Genomic DNA, 14,145 nt, shown 5'->3' on the forward strand with positions numbered 1-14,145 from the left:
CACACCTCAGGCCGTCACGATTAACTATAACGTTAATATAAATATTGGTCAGTTAAGCATCAATACCAATACCGGCAGCAACAGTATGAATGGCAGTAATTTTGGTAACTATGGGAGCAATGGCAACAGTGGCAGCAATAGTCACTATGACAATCAGGGCGACAACGGCAATAACGGCAATCGCCTGGCTGCGCTCCTGCCAGGCAGTGATAGCGGTCGTCGTATAGCCGTTTGAAGGTTCTGTTTCAGTTGCAGGTTATGTGTGGGGTCTGACGAGGTGCCTAAATGGCGAAGGCACGTCGGTCACTGTGTGCGCCGTGTTCGTAGTGTGCCGATAGTTTGTTTTTTTTCAGCGTTGTGGAACTGTTATTTTCTCATTGCGATTAAGGGTTGGGTCGGCGTGCCGGCTCATCATAAATTTTTCTACCAAGCGTGAGGTGTTAGATGGTTTCTACAGGTCGGGCAGCCCAGGCGGCCTATGCGGTGTACGGTCCCTCTTCGGGGTCGGGTAACCATGGTAATTATGGGAATAACGAAAACATCGGGGTGAACTCACGGTATGAGAATCACGGCAACAATGGCAATAATGATAACCGTGGGATAATTGGCGCGAGTGGTAACTACGGGAACTATGGGAATAATGCCAATAGCGGCAATCATAGTACCTATGTCAACCAAGGTCATAACGGTAATAATAAAAATATTAACGCCGTCGGTGATCACGGCAATTACGGTAACTATGGCAATAATGGTAATGCCGGCGCTGATAGCCGCTACGTCAATAGCGGGCACAACGGCAATAGCGGCAACAGTATTCAGATCAGCCAGGAAGGCGGCGGTAATATCAGTTATTAAGGGACCTGTCTTTATCAATGAACCCTGCCGGGGGGCGGCAGGGCCTTGCTGCTCATTAACCCGCTCTGCGGGTGACGTCACTCATGGCGTCGCCGGTTCTGCCACGGTCATGCCATTGGCGCGCAATGCCGCCATGATGTCGCGATCAAGCATGCTCACCCAGCGGTTGTAGTTGCGATGGATCTTGCCGTCCTTGTAGCCCAGGTCGCGGCTGTCGCGGTAGGTGATGGCGTAGCTGTTGCGGGTGTAGCGGATGTCGATCGCTGCGTAGTACTGGTTGCGCACGTTGATCTCGGCCTGTACCAGTTGCGGGCTCAGGCGTTGCACCGTCCACTCGCGCTTTTGCAGGGCGTTGATGATCACCGTTTTCATTTTTTCTTCGCTGACCTGGTTGGCAACCGGCAGCTCGTGCTGGGTGTTGAGGATCGGCTTGCTGGTGCAGCCGGCGGTGGTCAACAGGGCCAGGGTGATCAGGGTAGCGCGTAGCAAGGAAGACATTCCGTTTTCTCCAATCGATTAAAAGTCAGGACCAGCGGCGGAAAATCAGCGATGTGTTGACGCCGCCAAAGGCAAAGTTGTTGTTCATCACGTAGTCGTGATGCATCTCGCGAAACTCACCCTGCAGGTAATCCAGCTCGCCGCATTGCGGGTCGATGGCGTCCAGGTTGAAGGTGTGCACGTACTGGTCGCGGTTCATCATCTCGATGCTGAACCACGATTCCAGTGCACCACAGGCGCCCAGCGTGTGGCCCAGGAAGCTCTTCTGCGAACTGATGGGCATGCGGCTGCCGAACAGGCTGCTGGTCGCCAGCGTCTCGGCGATGTCGCCTTGATCGGTGGCGGTGCCGTGGCCGTTGACGTAGCCGATCGCGCCAGGCTCGAGCCCGGCATCTTCCAGCGCCAGTTCCATGGCGCGGCGCATGGTTTTCTGTTCCGGGCGGGTGGTGTGCTGGCCGTCGGCATTGCTGCCGAAGCCGACGATCTCGGCGTGGATATGCGCCCCTCGCGCCAACGCATGTTCGAGTTCTTCGAGCACCAGCATGCCGCCGCCCTCGCCGATCACCAGGCCATCGCGGCCAGTGTCGTAAGGGCGCGGGCTGGTCTGCGGCGCATCGTTTTTCAGGCTGGTGGCGTAGAGCGCGTCAAACACCATGGCCTCGGTCGGGCACAGCTCCTCGGCGCCGCCGGCGAGCATCAGCGGCAAGCGCCCGAACTTGATCGCCTCGTAGGCATAGCCGATGCCCTGGCTGCCGCTGGTGCAGGCGCTGGACGTAGGGATCAGCCGCCCGGTCAGGCCAAAGAAGATGCTGATATTCGCCGCCGTGGTGTGCGGCATCATGCGCACGTAGGAGTTGGCATTCAGGCCCTCGGCCACCGAGTTCAGCAGCATATTGCCGAACGCCTTGATCTCGTCGGTGCTGCCGGTGGACGAGCCGCAGGCCACGCCCATGCGCCCGTCCTTGATCGACTCGTCGCCGAGCAGGCCGGCATCCTGCAACGCCTGCTCCGCCGCCCACACCGCCAGGCGCGAGACGCGGCCCATGCTGCGCAGCTGCTTGCGCGTCCAGTGGCTGGGCACGACGAAGTTGTCGATCGGCCCGGCCAGGCGCGTGTTCAGTTCGGTAAAGCGGTCCCACTCGTCCATGCGCCGGATGCCGCTGCGGTTGGCGCGAAAGTTGGCCGCGATGGTTTCCCAATCGCTGCCCAGGGAGGTCATGCCGGCCATGCCGGTGACGACAACGCGTTTCATCAGCACAGGCCTCCGTTCACGGCCAACACCTGGCGCGTGATATACCCGGCTTCGGCCGACATGAGGAAATTCACCGCGCCGGCGACTTCTTCCGGGGTGCCCATGCGCTGCGCCGGGATCATCTTCATCAGTTCTTCCACCGGTACGTTTTCATCCAGCATGGCCGTGTCGATCAGGCCGGGGGCGACGCAGTTGACGGTGATCTTGCGCTTGCCCAGCTCGATGGCCAGCGCCTTCGCTGCGCCGATCAGGCCGGCCTTGGAGGCACTGTAGTTGACCTGGCCACGGTTGCCGATCAGCCCGGACACCGAAGTAATGCACACGATGCGCCCGGCCGCACGGCGCCGAATCATCGGCATCATCACTGGGTGCAGCACGTTATAGAAACCGTCGAGGTTGGTGCGCATCACCACGTCCCAATCGTCTTCCGACAGGGCCGGGAAGGCGCCGTCGCGGGTCAGGCCGGCATTCAGCACCACACCGTAATAGGCGCCATGTTGCTCCACGTCCGCCTCGAGGATTGCCTTGCAGCGCGCGCGGTCCGCCACGTCGAACTGCAGCACCCGTGCGTTGCGGCCCAGCGCCTCAACCTCGGCCTTCACGGCATCGGCTTCGGCACGGCCACTGCGGCAATGCAGCACGATGTCGTGCCCGGCCTGGGCCAGGCGCAGCGCGATGGCGCGGCCAATGCCACGGCTGGAGCCGGTGACCAGTACGGATTCAGTCATGGCGTTTCGTCCTTCGATTCTTCTAAATAGTTGGCCGCCTGTGGCGGTCGAAATACGTTCAGGCGGGCGCTGGCCTGGATACCGTCACCGGTCAGGTGGCATTCGAACACACCCATGCCGTTGTCGTCTTCCAGCGAGCGCAGGCCGTGGATCGTCAGCTCGGCGCCTGCCGGGAAGTGTTCCACGTTGCACTCGAACTTGCGCGTGCCAAGCAAAAAGCCCAGCTCCACGGCGGCGCCTTTCTGGCGCGCGCGGCAACCGGCATAGGCGGCGACGCTTTGCGCCATCAGCTCGATGCCGACCCAGGCCGGCAGGCTGCCGTCCGGGCGATTGAACAGGCCGCCGGGCTTGACGGTCGTGCGGGTGCGAACCTGCTCTTCATCGAACGACAGCACCTGGTCGATCAGGATCATGTCGCCCGCGTGGGGCAGCAGTTCGGCGAGTGGCCAATCGATCATGGTGCCTCTGCGATAATCAGGCTGACATTATTGCCACCGAAGGCAAACGAGTTGCTCATCAGGCAGCGTTTTTCCAAGCGGGCACCGGGCCGTACCCAGTGCAACGCAGGCAGTGCCGGATCGGCCTGGCCGTCCCACACGTGCGGTGGCAGTTGGTTGTGGGTCAAGCTCAGCCAGCAGAACGCCGCTTCCAGCGCGCCCGCAGCCCCCAGGGTGTGGCCGCTCATGGGTTTGGTCGACGAGCAGGCCACGCCGGTGGGGAACAGGCTGGCGACGGCCATGCTTTCCATCGCGTCATTATGCTGGGTGGCCGTGCCGTGCAGGTTCAAGTAGCCGATCTGCTCGGGGGCCAGTTTCGCGCTGGCCAAAGCCTTGCGCATCGCTTGCAAAGCGCCTTTGCCGCCGGGCTCCGGCGCCGAGATATGGTGCGCGTCGCAACTCGCGCCGCTGCCCAGCAAGGCAATCGGCGACGGCTGCCTGCTCATCAGAAACAACACCGCCGCCTCGCCGATGTTGATGCCGTTGCGGTTTCGCGAAAACGGATTGCAGCGCTGGTCCGACACCGCCTCGAGCGAGCTGAACCCATTGAGAGTGAGCTTGCACAAGCTGTCGACGCCGCCGCAGATCACTGCATCGCACACGCCCAGGTCCAGCAGGCGCTGGGCGCTCATCAGCGCGCGGGCGCTGGAGGTGCACGCAGTGGAAATTACATAGGCCGGGCCGCTCGTTTGCAGCCAGTCGGCGAGGAAGTTTGCCGGCGCGCTGAGCTCCTGTTGCTGGTAGTCATAGTCGCCGGGGAACTGGTTATCGCGCAGGTAATGGGCAATGCCGCGACTGGCCTCATCGATCCCCGAGGTGCTGGTGCCCAGCACAATGGCGACACGTGCCGCGCCGTAGCGCTGGATCGCCTGGCGAATCTCGCCCTCAATCTGCAGCGCCGCCTCCAGCAGCAGCTGGTTGTTGCGGCTGCTCTGCTGGCCCAGCTCGGGTGGGATGGTCGCCAGCTCGCCGTGCACACCGGCCACCGGCAGCACTCGCTCCGGGACCCAGCCGCTTTCGGCGCGCATGCCCGAACAGTCACCGGCGAACAGGTTGCGGCTGACCTCGGCCTGGCCGCGGCCCAGCGCGCAGATCACACCGAGTGCATTGAGATAGGCGGTCATCGCGCGACTCCCAGCGGCGTAATGCGATAGCTCAACGGCTGCCCGCTGATGTTCACGCGAAATACCTCGGACGACTGATACACGATTTGCCAATGGCCCGGCAGGGTACGCGTCAGGTCCATCGCCTGCGCGTCGGGGTACAGCGCGCGCAGGTCGTCCGCCGAAGTCAGGGCAAACAGCAGGGCGGCGAACAGCTCGCGCGCCTGGGGATTGGGCGGCAGCAAGCCATCGGCCTGCCACTGCCCATTGATCAGTATCTGCCGGGCCTGGGGGATACCCAGGGGATCCATCATCGACCAGCGAATGCCGCCGTCCTCGCGCTGGATCACCAGCAGCCAATCCTGGCGCTGGGCACCTTCCTGGCGTTGCACATGCAATTGCATCGGCAGGGTCAGGGTGGGCATTTTTTCGGGCAGCGGCGCCTGGCTGGCGCAGGCGCTCAGCAGCAACAGGCCGCCGATCAGCAGCAGGCGCATCATGCGGTTGCACCCGCCAAGGGTTTGCGCGCGACGCAATTGACCAGGGTTTCTTCGCGCTGGCCCACCGGCGGCGCCTTGCGCAGGCCCCAACGTTCCAGCAGGCCGAAATCGCTGGAACGGCTCCACCACAGATAGGGGTACGAGACGTTCTGCGCGCCGAACTCAAAGCCCTGCTCGCGCAGCATCTGCAGGTACTCTTCGGCGCTCTTCTGCACGTGCATCGGGTGGCGGAACAGCCAGCGGATCACCCAGGTGTCGATATACGCTTCGGTGGATTCGGCAAACAGCAGGTAGCCACCCGGCTTGAGCACGCGGTAGAACTCTTTCAGCGCGCGATGTTGTTCCACCAGATGGTGGAACGTCTGGTGGCAGAACAGGATATCGACGCTGGCGTCGGGCACTTCGAGGGTGGCGCAGTCGCTGCCGATCAGCTCCACGGCGAGGCCCTGGCGCGTGGCTTCCTCGCGGCTCAGTTGGAGGCTGTGAGGGTCGGCATCCAGGCCGATCAGGCGCGAGGGGGCAAACACTTGCTGCAGCAGCTTGAAGGATTTGCCCTGGCCGCAACCGGCGTCGAGCAAGACCGGCGCCTGGGGCAATGCCTCGCTGAACAGGCCGCGCAGGTCGTTGATCGCCACGCGCAGCACATGGTGCTGCCAGGTGTGGCTGCGCAGGAACCAGAAACCGAACCTGGTTTCCTCGACGTAATTCTTACTCAGGTACTGACTGCTCACGCGGCATCCCCTGCACAAATCTCCGATAACATCCGCAACCGCCGCTTGGGCTCGCTGACAAACGGGTTGCGCTCATCCCAGGCATAGCCGGCGAGGATCGAGCTGATCATCCGGCGAATCTCCGGCGAGCTGCCGGGATGGAAAATCACATCCTGGAACGTGCCCGCATACCAACCTTCGACGTAGCAGCGGAAGGTGTCGACACCCCGCTTGAGCGGTTCGGCGAATTCGCTTTGCCAGTCCACTGTTTCGCCGCTCAGCTGACGGTGCAACAGGCCGGCGGCCATGCTCGCCGAGCGCATGGCGATGGTCACGCCGGACGAAAATACCGGGTCGAGGAATTCTGCGGCGTTGCCCAGCAGCGCGAAGCCCGGGCCGTGCAAGGTTTTGACGTTGGCCGAGTAGCCGCCGATGGTGCGCGCGGGGGTATCCCACACGGCGTTGTGCAGTACGCCGGACAGGCTTGGGGTTTCGTCGATAAAACCGCGCAGGCAGGCGTCGAGGTCCGCGTCGCGGCCGTCGAAATGCTCCTTCGCCGCGACCACGCCGACCGAGCAGCGGCCATTGCTGAACGGGATGGTCCAGAACCAGATATCGCGCTGTGTCGGATGGGTGGTCACCAGGATCTTGGTGCGATCAAACCCAGGATGTTCGATGCGGTCTTCGACGTGGGTGAACACCGCCTGGCGCAGCGGGAAATTCGACGGCGCCTCAAGGTCGAGCAAGCGCGGCAACACACGGCCGTAGCCGCTGGCGTCGAGCACGAACCTGGCCTTGAGATGGTATTCGCTGCCGTTCTCGCGGCGCACGTGCAGGTAGCGCGATTCGCCTTTGAAATCCACGCCAACGATGGTTTCGCCGTAGCGAATATCGACGCCCTGCAGCGCCGCCTGATCGGCCAGCAATTTGTCGAACTCGCCGCGTTGCACCTGGAAGGTGGTCGGCTTGCCGTTGCTGAAGGTGTCGCCGAAATCGAATGCGCTGTAGCGCTCGCCCCAGGCGAACGCAGCGCCGGTCTTCACCTGGAAGCCCGCGGCCTGCACGGCGTCGAGCATGCCGGCTTCTTCGATGAAGTCGATGCAGTGCGACAGCAGGCTTTCGCCGATCGAGAACCGTGGGAAGTGCTGGCGCTCGATGATCAATACATCATGCCCCTTGCGCTTTAACAGCGCGGCGGCGATGGCACCGGATGGACCGGCACCGATCACCACCACCTGGCGACGTTCCATTTCAACTGTGGGCACGAGGGCTCCTTGCCGCATTGGCGATAATCACATTCATGAGGCGTGCTTCTGGTGGCCCGCCCAAGGCGCCAGCATAAAGCTGAACGCCAGGCCCAGGCTGACCGACAGGCCGAAATTACTCACCGCCGGGGTACTCGACACCGCCAGCAGGCCGAACGACAACCAGGTCGTCAGCGCTGCCAGCAGCGTGCCTAAAAGGCTGACGGCCGGGCCGCCGATCTGTTCGCGCATCAAAATCGCGTAGTCGACGCTGATGGCCGTGACCAGCAGCAGGCCGAACAGGCTGAACAGGGTCAGCGGCTGGCCCAGCCAACCCAGGCTGGCCAGGCTGCACAGCGCCGCCAGCAAGGGCAGGGCGACGATACGCAGTGCGCCGGCAAAGCCGAATGGCAGGATCAGCAGCAGCACGATCAGCACGCAGGACATCAACTTCAATTCGGCCGCGCTGATCTGCGTATCGGCAAACACGCGGTTCAAGTCGCCCAGGCGATCCACCAGTTGCACACCCGGCAGATCCAGCGCTTGCACCCGCAGCAGCGCCGGGTTGTTCAAGCCTTGCAGGCTGACCATCGCCGCCACGCCGCCGCCGTCGACCTGGCCAAGCCACAACGTGCGCCAAGGCTCGGCCAGGGGGCCGACGAGCGCGGCGTCGATGTCTTCGGTGGGCAACGCTTGCAACTGCGCGACTTCGGCTTGCAGGGCCGTGGCAGGCACACCGAGGTCCAGCAGTGGCTGCCAATGTTGTGGGAGTTGGTTCAAGGCGTCGCGCAGTTGTTGCTGCTCGGCCGGCAGGTTGACCAGTTGGTTGAGCGCCAGGTACCCCTGGAGCTTGTCCATGTTCACCAGTTGATCCAGGCGCTGGCTCAGGGCGGCCTGGCGTTCCAGCAACTGCTGCTGGTCGTCCGCGCGTACCAGGAAAAACTGGCTGGTGGGCTGGAACCCGGTAATCCGCGCGACGGCCTGCGCCTCTTGCAGCAATTGCGGCGGTGCACCGATCCATTGGCGGATATCGTTCTTGCTGTTCAGGTGCCACAGGCCACCTGCGCAGAACAGCAGCACCATTGCCAGCAACACCGGGCTCGGCACCCGCTTGAGCAAGGAAGCCCGCACCAGCCACAGGCATTCGGCGATGCGCAGCGGCCATTGCGCCGGGCGCAATTCCACACCCTTGAGCAGCGCGGGCAACAGGCACACGGCCGACAGGTAAGCGCCGATCAGCCCGGCGGCGGAGAACACGGCGATCTGGGTCAGTGCCGGGAACGGCGTCCAGGCCAGCGCCAGGTAGCCTATGCAACTGGTGGCGAGGCTGAGGCTCAGCCCCGGCAGGGTGAGCCGCAACGCCGGCCAGCTGCGCCAGGGGTTCATGCTCCAGCTCTTGGACAAGTAATGCAGCGGGTAATCCACCGCCACGCCGATCAGGCTGGAGCCCAGTACCAGGGTCATCACATGCATATGGCCGAACAGCGCCACACAGGCCACCGCGCCAAACAGCATGCCCACCAGCACCGGCACAAAGGCCAGCAGCACGCGCCAACGGCGGAACGCCAGCAACAGCAGCAACAGAATACCGACGGTCGCGCCGCCGCCGACCCAGGTGATTTCCCGTGTGGCCTGCTGCTGACCGTTGGCCGCGTAGAGCAGGCCGCTGGCCGCGAGCAATTGCGCGCCTTGCCCGCTGGCCTGTGCGCGACTGGCCTGGAGCAGCGCTGCCACTTGCAGCGGCAGTTTCATGTCAAAGGCATTACCGGTGGTGCGCGCACGCAGCAGCACCCAGCTTTTGCCGTCGGCATCGGCGATCAACGCGCCGCTGCCGATATCCAGTTGCACCGAACCGTGTTGCGGCTGGCTGTTCTGGATACGCCCGGTCAGGCCCAGCCAGTCGTCCTGGCTCGGCACCAGGCTGAAGCCGGTGAAGGGGTCGAACAGCGCCTGTACACGCTGCTGGATAAACGCGCCGGGCTGTTCGATCAGTTGCGCGCGGTCTTTGGCCGAGAGCATCGCCAGCCGACCGCGCAGCAGTTGCTCGCGCAGCGCGGGCAAGTCGGCTTGCAGGTTCCATTGCACTTTTTCGAATAGGCCGCTGGCCTGCCACTGCTCGCCCAGTTGCTGCGCGACTGCAACGGCTGTCTGCCGATCAGCATGGCCCACCAGCACCAGCATCTCGCGGTTCAGCGGCTCCTGCATGCGCTGTTCGGCCTGCAGTTCCAGGGCGTCCGGCGTGTTGCCCGGCACCAGTTCCATCAGGTTGGCCGACAGCGGGGCGCCGTGGCGCCACTGCCAGCCGGCCAGGGCCAGCACGGCCACCAGCAGGATCAGGAACAGGCGGGGCAGCAAGCGTTCACTGGGCAAAGTCGTGTTGCTCCGCATCGCTCAACGGCTGGCTGGCGGTGCTGTCCTGCATGCGCAGCACGGTGCTGTCGCCCTGGGTTTCCAGCAGCTCGATGGTTTGCACCAGATCGCCGCCGTCGATATTGATCTGGGTGAATACTTGTTTTAACAGCAGCGAGCGTGGGATCAGCGTCAGCTTCCATTGCCGGGCTTCGCCTTGCAACTGCAGCTCGAAGTCGCGTTGCAAGCCGCTGCTGTCGCCCTGCAGCACGGCGAGGAACAGGCGGTTCTGCTCGGCGCCGGCGCTCTTGTTCGGCAGCAGTTGCCAGCCGTTGGCATCACGCCGGGCGATGCCCTGGGCGCTGATGCGGTAGTCCTGTTGCAGCGGGGTTTTCAGCAGCCACAGCAGGCCGTGGTCCTTGGCGAGCACAAAGGTGCCTTTGCTCACCAGCGGCTGCGGCAGGGCGCGCAGGTGTTTTTCCTGGATGAAGCTGCCGTGGATCACCGAGGGTTTTGCCAGTTGAGCGCTGAGTTGTTGCAAGTCGAAAGCATGGGCACTCAGGCTCAGCAACAACCCGAGCCCTGTAGGAGCAAGCTTGCTCGCGAAAAACCTGAGGGCGCTGCGCAGTGTCAGGCGGATCGCATTATCGTTAACGTCCTTCGCGGGCAAGCCCGCTCCCACAGGGGTCAGCATTTGAGGGCCCTTTCGACGGCGTCGGTGAATATTCTGGGTGAGGCCAGCTGCATCTCACGGCTGGCGATTTCAACGGCGACTTGCACGGTGCTGGCACGGGTCAGGCGCTCGCCGCTGGCAAGGTCGGTGATCAGGTAATTGACCTTCAAGCGGTTCTCCCATTCCACCAGGCTCGCGCGCACATTGATGGTCTGTCCAAAGGTCGCGCCGCGCACGTAGCGCAGCTGCATATCGATCACCGGCCAGGCGTAGCCGGATTCGAGCATCGCCGTGTAGTTATGGCCGATCTTGTCCAGCAGCGCGCAACGCGCCACTTCCAGGTATTTGACGTAGTGCCCGTGCCACACCACGTTCATGGTGTCGATGTCGAAAAACGGCACCAGGATTTCGCTGTCGCTGTGCAGCACGCCCTGACTACGCATGCAGCCTCCAGTGTTGCTCGGCAATGCGCTTGAGGCACAGGCGCAGCTCGCCTTCGAGGGCACGGTCCTCGATGACCGGCGGGAAGTCCTTGGCGAGTGCTGCATGCATGGCGGCCAAGGCTGGCGGCAAAGGCCGCGCATCCTCGGCCTGGGCACGCAGCCACACGCCCTGGTTGGCGGCGAGCAGGGTGGCAGCGGCGACCTGTTCGGTCAGCTCCAGCACACGGATCGCATCGCGCGCAGCGATGGTGCCCATGCTCACCTTGTCCTGGTTATGGCACTCGGTGGAGCGCGAGAACACGCTGGCCGGCATGGTGTTTTTCAGCGCCTCGGCGGTCCAGGCGCTGGTGCCGATCTGCACCGCCTTGAAGCCGTGGTTGATCATCGCGCGCTCGGCCGGCGCGCCGGACAGGTTGCTCGGCAGGCCATGGTTGTAGCGCACGTCTACCAACAGCGCGAGCTGGCGGTCGAGGAGGTCGGCGACGTTGGCCACCAGGGTCTTGAGGCTGTCCATGGCAAAGGCGATATGCCCGCCGTAGAAGTGCCCGCCGTGCAGCACGCGCTCTTCCTCGGCGTCGATGATCGGGTTGTCGTTGGCGCTGTTCAGTTCGATCTCGATAAACGAGCGCAGCCAGTTCAGGCTGTCGGCCAACACCCCGAGCACATGCGGGGCGCAGCGCAGCGAGTAGCGATCCTGCAGGCGATGCAGCGGCGCGGTCGGTGCATCGATGGCCAGGTCCTTGCGCAGCCAGGCGGCGACTTGCATCTGCCCCGGGTGCGGCTTGGCGGCAAACAGGCGCTCGTCGAAGTGCTCCGGGTTGCCTTGCAGCGCCACCACGTTCAGCGCGGTGATGCGCGTCGCAAGTTGCAGCAGGTAGTCGGCCCGGGCGAAGGCCAGGCAGGCGAGGCCGGTCATCACGGCGGTGCCATTCATCAGCGCCAGGGCCTCCTTGGGACGCAGCACCAACGGGTCCCAACCCAGTTCGCGATGCACATCGGCAGCCTGGCGCCGCTCGCCACGGAACATGACCTCGCGCTCGCCGGACAGGGTCGCGGCCACGTAGGACAGTGGGGTCAGGTCACCACTGGCGCCGACTGAGCCTTCTTCCGGAATCAGCGGCAGCACATCGTGTTCGAGGAACGCATGCAGGCGCTCGAGCAGTTCCACGCGCACCCCGGAAACCCCATGGCACAGCGACTGCAAGCGCGCCGCCAGCACGGCGCGGGTGGCTTGGGCGTCGAGCAATTTGCCCAGGCCACAGCCGTGAAAAGTGTACAGGTGACGCGGCAGCGCCTCGACGTGGTGCAATGGCACCGCCACCACGCAGGAGTCGCCGTAGCCGGTGGTCACGCCGTAGATCACGCCTTCCTTGTCCAGCAGCGAGTCTAAGAACTGCGCGCCCTTGGCGATGCGCTGGCGATAGGCGGCGTCATCCTGCAAATGTGTGGGCACCTGACGGTTGGCCAGGGCCAGCACGTCTTCGATGCGCAGGGGGCGTTCGCCAAAGGTTACCGGCTCAAGATGCGTCGTCATCGGTCTTCCAGAAAGGGTAAAAGTTAAACCATTGTTGGGGCGCTTCCAGGCAGAACTGGCCCAGGCGTGCGGCATAGCGCGCGGTCCACAGGGCGATGACCTGCTCGCGGGTGCTGCGTTTCCATTCGATCAACTGCGCGAACGGCTCGATGGTCAGGTGATAGCGGCCCTGGTGTTTCAGGCACATCAGCAGGTTGACCGGGCATTTCAGCAGGCCGGCCAGCAACCACGGGCCTTGGGGAAAGGCGGCGTCGTGGCCGAGGAAATCCACCCGTACCGTGCGCCCGCCATGCAGCGGCACGCGGTCGCCAGCGATGGCCAGCCACTCACCGTCGTCCAGGCGCTGGCTGAGCAACAGCATGGTGGCCGGGTCCAGCTCGCTGACCTGGATCAGGCGCAAGTGGGTCGCGCCGGCTTCGCCCAGCAGACGGTTGAAACGCTCGGCGTGCTTGGTGTGCACCAGCACGTTCATGGTGACCTGCTCGCCGATTTCCGCCAGCGCGCGGCACACTTCAAGGTTGCCCAGGTGCGCGCCCACCAGCATCTGCCCGCGCCCGCTACGCAGTTGCCCGCGCAGTTGCGCCGGGTCGTTGATTTCGATCTGCTCGATACGCAGCTTGCCGTTCCACACGTCGAGCTTGTCCAGCAGCGAGTCGGCAAAGGCCATGAATTGGCCGAAGACCTTTTTATGGGTCGGGCGCAGTTCATCGCGTCCGCTCCACTCGGCCAGGCGTTGCTGGTATTGCCAGGCGCTCTGGCGCGCGGTGCGGCCGAACAGGAAGAAGTACAGCACGATGCCGTACAGCACCGGGCTCAGCAGGCGGCGGCCGAGCACCTTGGCGGCGACGGCCGTGAGTTTCATCAGCCAGAAGCTGCCGCGTTCTTCGCGGTCGGCCCAGTGTTTGCTGCTGTCGCTCATGCCTGCCACCGTCGCCACAGGATCATCGGCGCGCGTACCAACATGCCGAAGAACAACCGGGTGTGCATGGCCGAGATGCGCACGTTGTCGCGGAACAAACGAAAGTGCGACAGGCCGTCGGTGGGGTAATGCACCTGCGTCGGCAGCCAACGCATCGGCTGGTTGCGCCAGGCCAGGCGCACCAGGATGTCGGAGTCGAAGTCCATGCGCGTGCCGATATAGGCCGAGTCCATCAGCGCCAGCGTCGGCGCCAGCGGGTACACGCGAAAGCCGCACATCGAGTCGCGGATCTGCAGCGACAGGGTGTTGATCCACACCCACACGTGGGTCAGGTAGCGCGCGTACAGGCGGCCCTTGGGCACGCTGTCGTCGTATTCGGGATAGCCGCAGATGACCGCGTCAGGGTGCCGGCGCGAGGTGTCGATAAACGTCTCGACTTCACGCAAGTCGTGCTGGCCGTCGGCATCCACTTGCAGGGCATGGCTGAAGCCCAGGCGTGCGGCTTCGCGGAAACCGGCCATGACCGCGCCGCCTTTGCCCTGGTTGTTCGGCAGGGTCAGCAGGGTGACGTTTTCGAGGCGTGCCAGCTCTGCCAACACCGCCGCGCAGGCCGGACTGCTGCCGTCGTCGACCAACAGGCACGGCAGGCCGCTGTCCAACAGGCTGCGGACTACGGCCGGCACGGCGGCTTCATGGTTGTAGACCGGGATCAGGGCGCAGGGGTTATGCATGGCTCACCCAATCGGCGGGTAGCGTGCTTCCTGCGGTGAATGGGTTTTCTGTGGTGAGCACGCTCCCTATGGTCAGCAAGCTCCTTTTGGCTAGCGGGCTTGTTGTGGT

Annotated in this window: 15 protein-coding genes; all 15 read right to left on the reverse strand. The window is 63.8% G+C overall.

What is annotated here, in order from left to right; translation table 11 throughout:
- Window positions 1–552 precede the first annotated feature (552 nt).
- From AC07SI_RS07215 to AC07SI_RS07285, 15 genes are read right to left on the reverse strand one after another with little or no spacing between them, the layout of a single operon-like run.
- Window positions 553–936 carry a hypothetical protein gene (locus AC07SI_RS07215; protein ID WP_495005438.1) on the reverse strand — a complete coding sequence of 128 codons (384 nt, stop codon included), beginning with the start codon at window positions 934–936 and terminating at the stop codon, window positions 553–555.
- Entirely contained in the window at window positions 937–1,353 is a 417-nt protein-coding gene (locus AC07SI_RS07220) for a hypothetical protein (protein WP_213550310.1), read from the reverse strand. It lies immediately after the preceding gene.
- Between the two features lie 25 nt (window positions 1,354–1,378).
- On the reverse strand, window positions 1,379–2,605 hold the full coding sequence (locus AC07SI_RS07225; RefSeq protein ID WP_065899958.1) for a beta-ketoacyl-ACP synthase: 1,227 nt from the start codon (window positions 2,603–2,605) through the stop codon (window positions 1,379–1,381).
- A complete protein-coding gene (gene fabG / locus AC07SI_RS07230; protein WP_065899959.1) occupies window positions 2,605–3,333 on the reverse strand; it encodes a 3-oxoacyl-ACP reductase FabG in 729 nt (242 codons plus the stop codon). Before fabG ends, AC07SI_RS07225 begins: the two co-directional genes overlap by 1 nt.
- Complete coding sequence (locus tag AC07SI_RS07235; RefSeq protein ID WP_120447446.1) at window positions 3,330–3,791, reverse strand: hotdog family protein; 462 nt, start codon at window positions 3,789–3,791, stop codon at window positions 3,330–3,332. Before AC07SI_RS07235 ends, fabG begins: the two co-directional genes overlap by 4 nt.
- A complete protein-coding gene (locus AC07SI_RS07240) occupies window positions 3,788–4,954 on the reverse strand; it encodes a beta-ketoacyl-[acyl-carrier-protein] synthase family protein (RefSeq protein WP_495005439.1) in 1,167 nt (388 codons plus the stop codon). Before AC07SI_RS07240 ends, AC07SI_RS07235 begins: the two co-directional genes overlap by 4 nt.
- Window positions 4,951–5,433 carry a hypothetical protein gene (locus AC07SI_RS07245; protein ID WP_495005440.1) on the reverse strand — a complete coding sequence of 161 codons (483 nt, stop codon included), beginning with the start codon at window positions 5,431–5,433 and terminating at the stop codon, window positions 4,951–4,953. Before AC07SI_RS07245 ends, AC07SI_RS07240 begins: the two co-directional genes overlap by 4 nt.
- The gene (locus tag AC07SI_RS07250) at window positions 5,430–6,164 is read right to left on the reverse strand and encodes a class I SAM-dependent methyltransferase (protein ID WP_065899966.1); all 735 of its coding nucleotides are present in this window, start codon (window positions 6,162–6,164) and stop codon (window positions 5,430–5,432) included. Before AC07SI_RS07250 ends, AC07SI_RS07245 begins: the two co-directional genes overlap by 4 nt.
- A complete protein-coding gene (locus tag AC07SI_RS07255; RefSeq protein WP_065899968.1) occupies window positions 6,161–7,408 on the reverse strand; it encodes an NAD(P)/FAD-dependent oxidoreductase in 1,248 nt (415 codons plus the stop codon). Before AC07SI_RS07255 ends, AC07SI_RS07250 begins: the two co-directional genes overlap by 4 nt.
- A gap of 33 nt (window positions 7,409–7,441) precedes the next feature.
- Window positions 7,442–9,757, reverse strand: coding sequence for an MMPL family transporter (locus tag AC07SI_RS07260; RefSeq protein WP_495005441.1), 2,316 nt, complete (start codon window positions 9,755–9,757; stop codon window positions 7,442–7,444).
- Window positions 9,747–10,430: an outer membrane lipoprotein carrier protein LolA gene (locus AC07SI_RS07265; protein ID WP_213550316.1), complete on the reverse strand. Its 684-nt coding sequence runs from the start codon at window positions 10,428–10,430 to the stop codon at window positions 9,747–9,749. The genes AC07SI_RS07260 and AC07SI_RS07265 overlap by 11 nt, the downstream gene beginning before the upstream one ends.
- On the reverse strand, window positions 10,424–10,852 hold the full coding sequence (locus AC07SI_RS07270; RefSeq protein ID WP_065899971.1) for an acyl-CoA thioesterase: 429 nt from the start codon (window positions 10,850–10,852) through the stop codon (window positions 10,424–10,426). Before AC07SI_RS07270 ends, AC07SI_RS07265 begins: the two co-directional genes overlap by 7 nt.
- Window positions 10,845–12,386 (reverse strand): HAL/PAL/TAL family ammonia-lyase, encoded by a 1,542-nt coding sequence (locus AC07SI_RS07275; RefSeq protein WP_065899973.1) that lies wholly within the window; start codon window positions 12,384–12,386, stop codon window positions 10,845–10,847. The genes AC07SI_RS07270 and AC07SI_RS07275 overlap by 8 nt, the downstream gene beginning before the upstream one ends.
- A complete protein-coding gene (locus AC07SI_RS07280) occupies window positions 12,370–13,305 on the reverse strand; it encodes a lysophospholipid acyltransferase family protein (protein WP_495005442.1) in 936 nt (311 codons plus the stop codon). Before AC07SI_RS07280 ends, AC07SI_RS07275 begins: the two co-directional genes overlap by 17 nt.
- Window positions 13,302–14,036: a glycosyltransferase family 2 protein gene (locus AC07SI_RS07285; RefSeq protein ID WP_495005443.1), complete on the reverse strand. Its 735-nt coding sequence runs from the start codon at window positions 14,034–14,036 to the stop codon at window positions 13,302–13,304. Before AC07SI_RS07285 ends, AC07SI_RS07280 begins: the two co-directional genes overlap by 4 nt.
- Window positions 14,037–14,145 lie beyond the last annotated feature (109 nt).

It is taken from the genome of Pseudomonas sp. GW821-FHT05D12, from assembly GCF_059419825.1.

Bases quoted from the DNA above. Each gene is read 5' to 3' on its own strand.
- AC07SI_RS07245 (WP_495005440.1), bottom strand. From the start codon at position 5,433: ATGATGCGCCTGCTGCTGATCGGCGGCCTGTTGCTGCTGAGCGCCTGC.
- AC07SI_RS07275 (WP_065899973.1), bottom strand. From the start codon at position 12,386: ATGACGACGCATCTTGAGCCGGTAACCTTTGGCGAACGCCCCCTGCGC.
- AC07SI_RS07225 (WP_065899958.1), bottom strand. From the start codon at position 2,605: ATGAAACGCGTTGTCGTCACCGGCATGGCCGGCATGACCTCCCTGGGC.
- AC07SI_RS07220 (WP_213550310.1), bottom strand. From the start codon at position 1,353: ATGTCTTCCTTGCTACGCGCTACCCTGATCACCCTGGCCCTGTTGACC.
- AC07SI_RS07285 (WP_495005443.1), bottom strand. From the start codon at position 14,036: ATGCATAACCCCTGCGCCCTGATCCCGGTCTACAACCATGAAGCCGCC.
- AC07SI_RS07240 (WP_495005439.1), bottom strand. From the start codon at position 4,954: ATGACCGCCTATCTCAATGCACTCGGTGTGATCTGCGCGCTGGGCCGC.
- fabG (WP_065899959.1), bottom strand. From the start codon at position 3,333: ATGACTGAATCCGTACTGGTCACCGGCTCCAGCCGTGGCATTGGCCGC.
- AC07SI_RS07270 (WP_065899971.1), bottom strand. From the start codon at position 10,852: ATGCGTAGTCAGGGCGTGCTGCACAGCGACAGCGAAATCCTGGTGCCG.
- AC07SI_RS07235 (WP_120447446.1), bottom strand. From the start codon at position 3,791: ATGATCGATTGGCCACTCGCCGAACTGCTGCCCCACGCGGGCGACATG.
- AC07SI_RS07265 (WP_213550316.1), bottom strand. From the start codon at position 10,430: ATGCTGACCCCTGTGGGAGCGGGCTTGCCCGCGAAGGACGTTAACGAT.
- AC07SI_RS07280 (WP_495005442.1), bottom strand. From the start codon at position 13,305: ATGAGCGACAGCAGCAAACACTGGGCCGACCGCGAAGAACGCGGCAGC.